Annotated in this window: 12 protein-coding genes; 10 read left to right on the plus strand and 2 right to left on the minus strand. The window is 71.8% G+C overall.

Annotated elements, in window-relative coordinates:
- Positions 1-124: 124 nt before the first annotated feature.
- On the minus strand, positions 125-2,155 hold the full coding sequence (gene acs, locus AB0I32_RS04070) for an acetate--CoA ligase (protein ID WP_357503144.1): 2,031 nt from the start codon (positions 2,153-2,155) through the stop codon (positions 125-127).
- A 180-nt stretch (positions 2,156-2,335) separates the two neighbouring features.
- On the opposite strand from acs, the gene AB0I32_RS04075 reads away from it, so the two are divergent.
- Entirely contained in the window at positions 2,336-3,427 is a 1,092-nt protein-coding gene (locus tag AB0I32_RS04075; RefSeq protein WP_357503146.1) for an NADH:flavin oxidoreductase/NADH oxidase, read from the plus strand.
- A 539-nt stretch (positions 3,428-3,966) separates the two neighbouring features.
- Here the strand turns inward: AB0I32_RS04075 and AB0I32_RS04080 are convergent.
- Entirely contained in the window at positions 3,967-4,797 is an 831-nt protein-coding gene (locus AB0I32_RS04080; protein ID WP_357503148.1) for an HAD-IB family hydrolase, read from the minus strand.
- Between the two features lie 290 nt (positions 4,798-5,087).
- Here AB0I32_RS04080 and AB0I32_RS04085 point away from each other — a divergent pair, with 290 nt between their 5' ends.
- The 9 genes from AB0I32_RS04085 to AB0I32_RS04125 all read left to right on the plus strand — a co-directional run bounded on the left by AB0I32_RS04085 (position 5,088) and on the right by AB0I32_RS04125 (position 11,420).
- Entirely contained in the window at positions 5,088-5,876 is a 789-nt protein-coding gene (locus tag AB0I32_RS04085) for a pilus assembly protein FlpE (protein WP_357503150.1), read from the plus strand.
- Entirely contained in the window at positions 5,873-7,033 is a 1,161-nt protein-coding gene (locus AB0I32_RS04090) for a TadA family conjugal transfer-associated ATPase (RefSeq protein ID WP_357503152.1), read from the plus strand. The genes AB0I32_RS04085 and AB0I32_RS04090 overlap by 4 nt, the downstream gene beginning before the upstream one ends.
- Complete coding sequence (locus AB0I32_RS04095) at positions 7,027-8,175, plus strand: type II secretion system F family protein (protein ID WP_357503154.1); 1,149 nt, start codon at positions 7,027-7,029, stop codon at positions 8,173-8,175. The genes AB0I32_RS04090 and AB0I32_RS04095 overlap by 7 nt, the downstream gene beginning before the upstream one ends.
- 148 nt (positions 8,176-8,323) lie before the next feature.
- On the plus strand, positions 8,324-8,545 hold the full coding sequence (locus AB0I32_RS04100; RefSeq protein WP_357503156.1) for a DUF4244 domain-containing protein: 222 nt from the start codon (positions 8,324-8,326) through the stop codon (positions 8,543-8,545).
- Between the two features lie 3 nt (positions 8,546-8,548).
- Positions 8,549-8,893, plus strand: coding sequence for a TadE family type IV pilus minor pilin (locus tag AB0I32_RS04105; protein WP_357503158.1), 345 nt, complete (start codon positions 8,549-8,551; stop codon positions 8,891-8,893).
- On the plus strand, positions 8,890-9,279 hold the full coding sequence (locus AB0I32_RS04110) for an Rv3654c family TadE-like protein (protein ID WP_357503160.1): 390 nt from the start codon (positions 8,890-8,892) through the stop codon (positions 9,277-9,279). Before AB0I32_RS04105 ends, AB0I32_RS04110 begins: the two co-directional genes overlap by 4 nt.
- Positions 9,280-9,312: 33 nt before the next feature.
- Positions 9,313-10,314 (plus strand): ABC transporter ATP-binding protein, encoded by a 1,002-nt coding sequence (locus AB0I32_RS04115; protein WP_357503162.1) that lies wholly within the window; start codon positions 9,313-9,315, stop codon positions 10,312-10,314.
- Complete coding sequence (locus tag AB0I32_RS04120) at positions 10,311-11,183, plus strand: ABC transporter permease (RefSeq protein WP_357503164.1); 873 nt, start codon at positions 10,311-10,313, stop codon at positions 11,181-11,183. The genes AB0I32_RS04115 and AB0I32_RS04120 overlap by 4 nt, the downstream gene beginning before the upstream one ends.
- 3 nt (positions 11,184-11,186) lie before the next feature.
- Positions 11,187-11,420, plus strand: coding sequence for a helix-turn-helix transcriptional regulator (locus AB0I32_RS04125; RefSeq protein WP_357503166.1), 234 nt, complete (start codon positions 11,187-11,189; stop codon positions 11,418-11,420).

Genomic DNA, 11,420 nt, shown 5'->3' on the forward strand with positions numbered 1-11,420 from the left:
TGGGGGTCAGACTTCCCATACGACGTTCCTGGTCAGGCGGTGCCTTTTGTTCGCTCCTATTTTTTTCTCCTCGTGAGTGGCGTGAGTGCCCCGTGGCCTCGACAGGCTCGACCAGCGGAAGGGGTCAGTCCTCCGAGGCGGCCGACGGCGCGGCCAGGCCCGCCGTGATCAGGTCCATCACCGAGGAGTCGGCGAGGGTGGTCGCGTCGCCCACCGCCCGGTCCTCGGCGACGTCGCGCAGCAGGCGGCGCATGATCTTGCCGGACCGCGTCTTGGGCAGCTCGGGCACGACGAGGATCTTCTTGGGCTTCGCGATCGGGCCGATCTCCTTGCCCACGTGGTCGCGCAGCTCCTTCTGTACCTCGGCGGCGCCCTCCGGCGTCGCTGCCCGGTTCGCGTGCTCACCGCGCAGGATCACGAACGCGACGACGGCCTGCCCGGTCGTCTCGTCGTTCGCGCCGACGACCGCGGCCTCCGCCACGATCGGGTTCGACACGAGCGCCGACTCGATCTCCGTGGTGGACAGGCGGTGGCCGGACACGTTCATGACGTCGTCCACGCGGCCCAGCAGCCAGATGTCGCCGTCGTCGTCCTTCTTGGCGCCGTCGCCGGCGAAGTACAGGTTCTCGAACCGCGACCAGTACGTCTCCTTGTAGCGCTCCAGGTCCCCCCAGATGCCGCGGAGCATGGACGGCCACGGCTCGGACAGCACGAGGTAACCGCCGCCGCCGTCGGGCACGGGCTTCGCCTCGTCGTCGACGACCGTCGCGACGATGCCGGGCAGCGGGACCTGGGCCGAGCCCGGCTTGGCCGCGGTGACGCCCGGGAGCGGGCTGATCATGATGGCGCCGGTCTCGGTCTGCCACCAGGTGTCGACGATCGGGGTCCGGTCGCCGCCGATGACGCGGCGGTACCACATCCACGCCTCGGGGTTGATGGGCTCGCCCACCGAGCCGAGGACGCGCAGGGAGGAGAGGTCGAACCCGCCGGGGATGTCGTCGCCCCACTTCATGCAGGTACGGATCGCCGTCGGTGCGGTGTACAGGATCGAGACCTTGTACTTCTCGATGAGCTCCCACCAGCGCCCGCGGTGCGGGGTGTCGGGCGTGCCCTCGTACAGGACCTGCGTGGCGCCGTTCACGAGCGGCCCGTAGACCACGTAGGAGTGGCCGGTGACCCAGCCGACGTCGGCCGTGCACCAGTAGACGTCGGTCTCCGGCTTGAGGTCGAAGACGTTCTTGTGGGTGTACGCGGCCTGCGTGAGGTAGCCACCGGTGGTGTGCAGGATGCCCTTCGGCTTCCCGGTCGTACCGCTCGTGTACAGGATGAACAGCGGGTGCTCGGCCTCGACGGCCACGGGCTCGTGCACCGGGTCCGCGGCGGCCAGCGCCTCGTGCCACCACACGTCGCGTCCCTCTACCCAGCCGACGTCCTGCTTGGTGCGCTGGACGACGAGCACCTTCTGGACTGTGGTCGCCTCGGCACCCTCCTTGGGCGCGAGCGCCTCGTCGACGGCGGGCTTGAGGGCCGACGGCGCGCCGCGGCGGAAACCGCCGTCGGCGGTGATCACCAGCGTGGCCTCCGCGTCGGCGATGCGGCTACGGAGGGCGTCTGCCGAGAAGCCGCCGAACACCACGGAGTGCGCGGCACCGATGCGGGCGCAGGCCAGCATGGCCACCACGGACTCGACGAGCATCGGCAGGTAGATGACCACGCGGTCGCCGGTCTGCACGCCGAGCGTGGTCAGGGCGTTCGCCGCGCGGGACACCTCCTGCTGCAGGTCGGCGTACGTGACCGTACGGGTGTCGCCGGGCTCGCCCTCGAAGTGGATGGCGACGCGGTCGCCGTTGCCCGCCTCGACGTGCCGGTCCACCGCGTTGTACGCGGCGTTCAGCGTGCCGTCCGCGAACCAGCGTGCGACAGGGGCGCCGCTCCAGTCGAGGGTCTCGGTGAACGGCGTCTTCCAGGTCACGAGCTCCCGAGCCTGCTCGGCCCAGAACTCGAGGCGGTCCGCCGATGCCTTCTCGTACAGGTCGGCCTTCGCGTTCGCCTGAGCCGCGAACTCCGCGCTGGGCGGGAAGCTCCGGGTCTCGTGCAGCAGGTTCTCGAGGCTGGGGCTGGATGCCGAGCCCGACGTCGGGTTGGTGTCTGTCACGGTGACCTCCGGTGCGCGTCTTCGCGTTCGTCTCAGGCAGGTGCTTGGTACTGCCTTGACGTCTCTCTGGTCGGTGAGTGTAGTCCCGGACGGTGACAGTCCTCACAATCCCGTGTCACCACCTGAGACACCGGTCGGGCCACCCGGAATGGCCCGGGGACCGGCCACGTTGGGGCTGGCGTGAGTCTCCTTTTCGAACCGGTCACCCTCCGCGACCTATCGGTGCCCAACCGGGTCTGGCTGTCACCCATGTGCGAGTACTCCGCGTCGGACGGGATGCCGAACGACTGGCACCTCGTGCACCTCGGTGCCCGCGCCGCCGGTGGGTTCGGGATGGTGCTGACCGAGGCGACCGCCGTCGTGCCGGAGGGCCGGATCTCGCCCCAGGACACGGGCATCTGGAACGACGAGCAGGCGGTCGCCTGGAAGCGCATCGTCGACTTCGTGCACGACCGCGGGGCGCGGATCGGCATCCAGCTCGCGCACGCAGGGCGCAAGGCGTCGACCTTCCGCCCCTGGTCCCCGCTCCAGGGCACCGTCCCGGCGGCCGACGGCGGCTGGCCGACCCTGGCCCCGTCGCCCGCGGCGTTCCCCGGGCTCGACACCCCGGCGGAGATGTCCGCCGAGCAGGTGGCCGACGTCCCTGAGCAGTTCGCCGCGGCCGCGCGCCGCGCCCGCGAGGCGGGTTTCGACACGGTGGAGGTGCACGCGGCACACGGGTACCTGCTCCACCAGTTCCTGTCGCCGCTCGCGAACTCCCGCACCGATGAGTACGGCGGGTCACCGGACGGGCGCTCGCGGCTCGTCGAGGAGACGGTCGGTGCTGTGCGGTCCGTCTGGCCGGACGAGCTGCCGGTGCTGGTGCGGCTGTCCGCGACGGACTGGCGCGACGACGGCCTCGGGGTCGACGACGTCGCGGCGGTCGCCGGCCGGCTGGGCACGCTGGGTGCGGACCTGATCGACGTGTCGACGGGGGGCGCGGCGCCGGCGACCATCGCCGTCGGGCCGGGTTACCAGGTCCCGTACGCACGTCGCGTACGGGAGGTCTCCGGGCTGCCGGTGAGTGCCGTGGGGCTCATCAGCGAGCCGGCGCAGGCCGAGCAGATCCTCGTGGAGGGTTCGGCGGACGCCGTCATGCTCGGACGCGAGGCGCTGCGGGACCCGTACTGGCCGCTGCGAGCGGCACACACCCTGGGCGAGAAGATCGGGGTCCAGCCGGTGGGGTCCGGGGTGGGAATGCAGCCGCAGTATGCACGCGGGCAGTGGCGGTGACCCGCTGCGGGGCTGTGTGGTGAGCGCGATTCCTGTGCCTGCGGCGTTTCAACGCCGGGAGGAATGTGTGCGTGGTGATTCTTTACCAGCGAGTGTGCATTCCGCGAAACGATTCGCCGTGCGGCCGGGCTCCTCGCAATTTCCGTTCGCGATCCGGAAGTGCGAGGGCCCGGCCACTGCGGTGGCGAGATCTCGGTCTACGAGTACGACGTCCGGGAGCATCCTCAAGCCGGATGTCGCTCTCACCAGCTGGGCGGGGTGACCGTGCACTTCGCTTGCTCTCCGATCGGGTCAACACCCTTTCGGAACCCAGGGCACGGTCCCTTCCGCCCTGAATGCTTGCTGTGAACACAATCACACTGCCTTCGGCTAACAAAAGCAACTGGAGCGGGCTCATCTTCACAATTGCCAATTCCTGTCATGTTGGCAATTGGTCGCGAAAATATTTGGCCTTGCCTCGGCTTGACCCGATGTTGCGGTCCGGTCGACCTTGACCCGTCACTCGTAGCCGTCGCCGACAGGGGTGCGTGCCTCGGGGTTCAGTCGCGTCGGGACCGGCGTCGGGCCGCGCGCCAGATCAGCCAGGCTGCGACACCCACGACCGCGACGCCGACCACCGCGATGACAGGGATGGGCTCGATGCGCGGGCGCAGCGCGATCGGCCGCGTGAACGCGAGGACACCCCAGCCGGACTGGGCCGCGCGCCGCTTCAGGACGCGGTCCGGGTTGACCACGTAGGCGTGGCCGACGGCGGCCAGCATCGGGGCGTCCGTGATGGAGTCGGAGTAGGCGAAGCTTCCGGCGAGGTCGTACTGCTCTCGCGCGGCGAGCCGGCGAATGCCCACCGCCTTGTTGTCGCCGTAGTTGTAGAAGTCGATCTTGCCGGTGAATCGCCCGTCCGCGACGCTCATCTGGGTGGAGAGCACGTGGTCCGCGCCCAGAGCGCCGGCGATGGGCTCGACCAGCACGGCCGCCGACGCCGACACCACGACCACGTCCCTGCCCGCCGCGTGATGCTCGGCGATGAGCTCGACCGCCTCCGCGTAGACGTACGGGTCGATGAGCTCGTGCACCGTCTCGGTGACTATCTGCCGGACCTTTTCCACGTCCCAGCCGGTCACGAGCGACGACAGATGGGCGCGCATCCGCTCGGTCTGGTCGGCGTCGGCGTTGCCGATCATGAAGACGAAATGGGCGTAGGCGCTGCGCAGCACGTCGGCGTGCGAGAGCAGCCCGCCCGCGAGGAACGGCTTGGAGAATGCCGCCGACGAGCTCGTGGCGATGATCGTCTTGTCGAGATCGAAGAACGCGGCCGTACGCGGGGCGCGCGACGTCGGTCGAGTGGCGATCTGGGGAACCTGCTCGGTCACGCGACGAGCCTAACGGCGCCGTCGGTCAGGGGAGGCCACCAGCGGGGCGTGCCGCTGTTCGGATGAAACTCGTCAGCCCGACCCGCAGACCCTGGTCACGACGGGACGGGGGAGCGAGCCCGACCACAAGAGTGGATTCCCTCTACCTGTGCACAGCTGGGCCGACCGGGTCACGTCAGCCCGGCGCCGAACGCCCAACCTGATTCCGGAGCCCGGGCAGTCAGCCCGGAGCGAGGACGTGGTCACCTGCCCGGCGGAAGCCCGGGAGGGCCCGGACAGAGGAGGCGGCGATGGTCAGCACAGTGGGCGGCGTGGTGCCGGAGCCGGGACGGGTGATCGGCGTGGTCGGCGCGTGTGGTGGAGCGGGCACGTCAGTCGTGGCCGCGTGCGTGGCCCACGGCCTGCGCCGGACCGGGGAGCGAGCCACACTCGTCGACCTCGACGCGCACGGAGCGGGCACGGACCTGCTCCTGGGGGCCGACGGCGGGCGCGGCGCCCGCTGGCCGGACCTCGTCGAGGCGCGCGGCGAGGTCGACGGTGCCGGAGTGGTGGCCGCCCTGCCCCGCTGGGGCATGGTGCCGGTGCTGAGCGGTACGGCGTCGGGTGCGCCGCCCGAGGACGACGTGGTGCTCGACGTCTGCCGTGGCCTGGTACGGGCGGGCGAGTCGCTGGTGCTCGACCTGCCGCGGCCGGGTACCTGGGGCTCTGTCACCCGGCGGGGCGGGGGAGCCGCCGCCGAGGCGCCCGGCAGCGACGGCCTGGCCGTGCGCACCCTCCTGGCCGGCTGCGACACGGCGCTGCTCGTGGTGCCGCTGACGCTGCCCGCGATCATGGGCGCGGGACGGGTACGCGACGCGCTGCGGGGTGCGGGCGTACCGGACGTGCGGCTGGTGGTGCGGGGTCCGGCGCCCGGCTCGGTCGACGAGGAGGACGTGTCGGCTGCGCTCGGGCTGCCGGTCGCCGGGGCGATGGGTCGCGACGTGGGGCTGGCCCGCGCGATCGAACGGGGTGAGGGGCCGGCGATGTCGCACCGGGCCACGCTCGGCAGGTTCGCTGCGGACATGGCGGGCGCACTGTGAGCACGCCGGTTGCTGAGAGCTCCCTGCTCGACGACGTCCGCGCGCGCCTCGCGACCGGCCGCACCGGCGCCGGAGCTGCCGTCCGCGACGCCGTGCGGGACTCCGGCCGAGTGCTGGGGTCCGACGCGCTCCGTGACCTGGAGCGCGCTGCCCGCGCCGAGCTCACCGGCGCGGGGCCGCTGCAGGCGCTCCTCGACGCACCCGACGTCACCGACGTGCTCGTCAACGGACCGGACGACGTGTGGGTCGACAGGGGCGCAGGGCTCGAGCACGTCTCGGTGAACCTCGGTACGGCCACCGCGGTACGCGGGCTGGCTGTCCGGCTCGCCGCCCTCGGCGGCCAGCGGCTCGACGACGCCTGCCCGACCGTGGACGCGCGCCTGCCGGACGGCACCCGTTTGCACGCCGTGCTGGAACCGCTCGCCGAGGCCGGTGCGGTGATCTCCTTGCGTGTGCTGCGCACCCGCGCGTTCACGCTCGACGAGCTGGTGACCGCCGGCGCCCTGCCGAGCCAGTGGGCGGGCCTGCTGCGCGCCCTCGTGCTGCGGCGAGCGAACGTGCTGATCAGCGGCGGCACGGGCACGGGAAAGACCACGCTGCTCGCCGCTCTGCTCTCCCTCGTGCCGGACGACGAGCGCGTGGTGACCGTCGAGGAGGCCCGCGAGCTGCGGCCGGCGCACCCGCACGTGGTGCACCTGGCCGCTCGTCGCGCGAACGTCGAGGGGGCGGGCGTCGTGGACCTCGCGGACCTCGTGCGCAACGCGCTGCGCATGCGGCCGGACCGCATAGTGCTCGGCGAGTGCCGCGGAGCCGAGGTGCGCGAGGTCCTCATGGCCATGAACACGGGGCACGACGGTGGCTTCGCGACCCTGCACGCCAACGCCGTGGCGGTGGTGCCCGCCCGGCTGGAGGCGCTGGCGGGTCTGGCGGGGATGACCCGCGAGGCGGTGGCCGCGCAGACCGCCGGCGCCTTGGACGTGGTGCTGCACCTCCGCCGGTCGAACGGTGCTCGGTACCTGGCGGAGATCGGGCTGGTGGGTCGCGGGCCGAGCGGCGAGCTGGAGGTCCGGACGGTCGCGCGGTGGGACGGCAGCGGTGGCTGCGCGGTCGAGCCGGACGCGTGGCGCGAGCTGGTGGGCAGGTACGGGCCGTGGTGAGCGTCGTGGAGTCGCTCGGCGTGGGGCTGCTCGTCGCACTCGGTGCCTGGCTGGTGCTGGCACGTGGCGGTCGCCGGTTGCGGGAGGTCCTCGTACCCCCGGCGCCAGGAGCTGAACCGGACACCGGTGGCCCCATCGGCAGGCTCGCCGGCGTCGGGTCCGGGCCGGGTGCGGCGTCCGTGGCTCGGCCGGGCCGCCGCTCCCGAGCCGAACGCGGCCCCGGCGGCGACGTCCGGGTGGTCGTGATGCAGGTGGTGGCGCTGCTCAGAGCGGGGTCATCACCAGGGGCGTCGTGGTCGCGCGCGGCAGGTGTGGGCGTGGACCTCACGGGTGTGCCCGACGTCGACGGCCTCACCCAGGTGCTCGGCGCGCGGCATGCGGAGGCGGTGGTCGCGGCGACCCGGCTCGCGCTGGACGTCGGCGCGCCGCTCGGCCGGGTCCTCGAACAGGTCGCCGGGACGCTCGTCGCGGAGGCCGAGTCGAGGGCTGAACGAGAAGCGGCCCTCGCCGGCCCCCGGACGACGGGGCGGCTGCTCATGTGGCTGCCGATCGTCGGCGGGCTCCTCGGGTGGGCGCTCGGCGCCGACCCCGTGGGTACTGCCACGGACGGCGGCATCGGCAGCCTGGCGGTGGGCGCGGGGCTCGTGCTGCTCGTGGCCGGTCGGGTCTGGTCGGACCGTCTCGTGGCCGCTGCCTGCGGTCCCGACCGGCCAGGCGTGGACGTTCAGGTGGTGCTGGAGCTGGTGGCCGCTGCTCTGCAGTCCGGCGCCGGCGTGCCGCGGGCGCTGAAGGCGACCGGCGCGGCCGTCGGTGGAGCCAACGGGGTGGTGCTCACCAGAGCGGGGCACGCCCTCGTGCTCGGAGCGGCCTGGGAGCGCGCCTGGACCGGCGTCTCCGGGGAGCTGGACCCGATGGTCCGGGCGTTGCGTGGTGCCTGGCTGGACGGCGCCGCACCTGGCGAGGCACTCCGGGCCGCCGGAGAGGAGATACGGCACGAGCGGAGAGCCGACGCGCGGACCGCTGCCGCACGGCTCGGAGTGCGGCTCGTGCTCCCGCTGGGCACCTGCTACCTCCCCGCGTTCGTGCTGGTGGGCCTCGTTCCCGTGCTGCTGGCGCTCGGGATCGACCTGCTCGCCGGCTGAGCCGGCGTCAGGGATCAAGAAGCTTCGGCGCGCTCAGGGGCGCCGACGCCGTCCGCCGCACGGCGGGCGGGACCCGCTGCGCGGGTCATGAAGAGACGGCTCGCAGTGCGGGCCAGATTGCCCGGAAACGGGCGGAGACGGAGAAGACATGACAACGACAAAGACTGCTGTGGCCTGCCCCGAACCGGACGACCGGTCGCAGCCGGAGGCGGACGACCGCGAGTCGGAGCGAGGGCTGGCTACCGCTGAGTACGCCATCGCGACTATCGCGGCCGCCGGGTTCGCGGGTCTCCTCATGGTCATCCTGCGGGGCGGAGATGTGAAGGCGATGCTCACGTCGCTGGTCCAGTCGGCGCTCACGATCGGCTGACCCATGGCGGAGCGTGAGTCGGAGCGGGGCACGGTGACGGCGGAGCTCGCCATCGGGCTACCCGTCGTGGTCCTCGTGCTCGTCGCCGTGCTCACCCTCGCGGCCGCGTCCACGGCGCAGATGCGCGCCATGGACGCGGCCCGCGCGGGAGCGCGGGCGCTGGCGATCGGAGAGCAGGGGCCTGCGGTGAGCGCGGTAGTGGCCAGGGTCGGCGGTCCTGAGGCGGAGCTGGCGCTCGCGCACGAGGGTGGCTGGGTACGCGTGACGGTGACGCGGCCGGTGGCAGGTGGCTGGTTGTCTGGGACGCTGCGGGCCACGGGCGCGGCGACGGCATGGGTGGAGCCGTGAGCACCGAGCGATGCTCCGAGCGTGGAGCCGGAACGGTACTGGTGCTCGGAGTCATCGCCGTGATCCTGGTGCTCGCGTTCGGGATCGCCGCGCTCGGCGCAGCCCAGAACGCCCGCGGGGCGGCGCAGGCCGCAGCAGATCTCGGAGCGCTCGCCGGCGCGACCGCGTTGCGGGACGGCTTCGATCCGTGCGGGACGGCAAGGACCGCTGTGGCACGCAACGGGGCGGCGCTCGCCGTCTGCGAGGAGCTCGGCGGAGGCGTGGTGCGGGTGGTCGTGACACGGGCGGCGGCGGGCCCGGGCGGCGCCCTCGGCGCGGCGCGAGCGAGTGCGCGGGCCGGACCCCGAACGGGTGATCCTGGCCAACTCGATGCGGAAAGGGAGTGACATGCGTTCAGTACGACTCGTAGTATTCCTGCTATGAAAAGTACGGAAAATGCGATGGGTGCGCGGAACGCACCTCCGCCGTCGGGCGATGTGGCGCTCGACGTGCGTGACCTACGAATGCGATACGGGACGAAAGACGTGCTCACGGGGGTCTCGTTCGAGGCGTACCGCGGCGAGGTCCTCGCCCTGCTCGGCCCCAACGGCGCCGGCAAGACCACCACCATCGAGATCCTCGAGGGCTTCCGCATGCGGTCGGCCGGCGAGGTGTCGGTGCTCGGACAGGATCCGGCGCACGCCGACGAGGCATGGCGCGCGCGGCTGGGCGTGGTGCTCCAGTCGTGGCGGGACCACGGCCGCTGGCGGGTGCGGGACCTGCTCGGGTACCTCGCGCGGTTCTACGGCCCGTACTCGACCCCGGAGGTCAAGCGGCCGTGGGACGTCGAGGAGCTGATCGGTGTGGTCGGCCTCGCGGAGCACGCGAACGTGAAGGTGCAGAAGCTGTCCGGAGGGCAGCGCCGACGCTTGGACGTGGCGATCGGCATCGTCGGACGGCCTGAGCTCGTCTTCCTCGACGAGCCGACGGCGGGCTTCGACCCGCACGCCCGCCGGGAGTTCCACGACCTGGTGCACCGCCTTGCCGACTTCGAGAACACGACGGTCCTGCTCACCACGCACGACCTGGACGAGGCAGAGAAGCTGGCCGACCGGATCCTCGTGCTCGACGAGGGCACCATCGTCGCCAACGGGTCCGCGGAGCAGCTCGCCCGCGAGCTGACCACCCAGGCGGAGGTGCGCTGGATGTCCGAAGGCCGCCGACACGTGCACGCCGTGACCGAGGGCGACCCGACCCAGTTCGTCCGTGAGCTCCTGACGCATGATCCGGGGGCCACCGAGCTCGAGGTCAAGCGAGCGAGCCTCGAGGACACGTACATGTCGCTCGTCCACCGGGCCGAGAGTGACCCCGCGCGCCGGACCGGACGGACAGGGTCGACAGAGACCGAGCAGACCGAGCAGACCGAGGAGGCGCAGTCATGACCACACCGACGTCCACCCCGACCGACGTGCGATGGGCGGCCGTGCGGGCAGGGCTCTCCCGTGGCTGGCTGGAGACCAAGTACTCGCTCCAGGAGCCGGGCGACGTCATCTGGATCATCGCCTTCCCGGTGATCTACGCGGTGGTGCTGCTGTTCATGCGTGGCAGCACCGTGCCCGGAACGGACTTCGCGCTGGGTGCCATGGTGCTGCCCAGCCTGGTCGGCATGTCGATCGCGTTCGGCGGGCTCACCGGGCCCGCGAGCACCATCGCGGTCGACCGTGAGGACGGGACGCTGCTGCGGGCGAAGGCCACACCCAACGGGATGATCGGCTACCTCGTCGGCAAGATCCTGCTGTTCGCGCTGACCACGCTCGTGAGCCTCGTCGCGCTGGTGATCCCGGCGTTCACGGTCGCGGGTGACCTGCGGCTGGATGCCCGTACCGGGGTTCTGCTGGTGCTGATCTTCGTGGTGGGGATGGTCGCGACGGTCCCGATCAGCGTGGCGCTCGGGTCGCTGTTCAAGACGGCGTCCCAGACCGGGCTGTTGTTCCTCGGGTCGATGCTCCTGATCGTGCCGTCGGGGATCTTCTACCCGATCACGGCGCTGCCCGAGTGGCTCCAGTGGGTGGGGCAGGCGTTCCCGTACTACTGGCTGGGGCTCGGTGCCCGGTCGGCGATGCTCCCGGAGGCCATGGTCACGGCGGAGATCGGGGAGTCGTGGCGCACGGTCGAGATGTTCACGGTGCTCGGGGTCTGGGCGGTCGTGGGTATGGTGCTCGCGCCGATCGTGCTCCGCAGGATGGCCAGGCGTGAGTCGGGCTCCACGGTCGCGGCGGCACGAGAGCGTTACATGACCAAGGGGTACTGAGTGGTGGCAGAGCAGTCCGACGTCGTCCATAACCGCATAGCGATGCTGCGCGCCGAACGTGGCATCTCGCGGCGTGAGCTGGCGGAGGCGCTCGGGGTGCACTACCAGACGGTCGGGTACCTCGAACGGGGTGAGTACAGCCCGTCTCTGTTCCTCGCGCTGCGCATCGCCGAGTACTTCGGCGTCGCCGTCGAGGTGGTGTTCTCGACGACCCCGTTCAAACGCCTGGGCGAGTAG

Origin of the sequence: Promicromonospora sp. NPDC050249 (assembly GCF_040656015.1) — a bacterium.
Classification (GTDB): domain Bacteria; phylum Actinomycetota; class Actinomycetes; order Actinomycetales; family Cellulomonadaceae; genus Promicromonospora.

What these genes read in the sequence shown, in the direction of transcription:
- AB0I32_RS04085 (WP_357503150.1), top strand. Translation starts at nt 5,088, where the DNA reads ATGGTCAGCACAGTGGGCGGCGTGGTGCCGGAGCCGGGACGGGTGATC.
- AB0I32_RS04100 (WP_357503156.1), top strand. Translation starts at nt 8,324, where the DNA reads ATGACAACGACAAAGACTGCTGTGGCCTGCCCCGAACCGGACGACCGG.
- AB0I32_RS04105 (WP_357503158.1), top strand. Translation starts at nt 8,549, where the DNA reads ATGGCGGAGCGTGAGTCGGAGCGGGGCACGGTGACGGCGGAGCTCGCC.
- AB0I32_RS04115 (WP_357503162.1), top strand. Translation starts at nt 9,313, where the DNA reads ATGAAAAGTACGGAAAATGCGATGGGTGCGCGGAACGCACCTCCGCCG.
- AB0I32_RS04120 (WP_357503164.1), top strand. Translation starts at nt 10,311, where the DNA reads ATGACCACACCGACGTCCACCCCGACCGACGTGCGATGGGCGGCCGTG.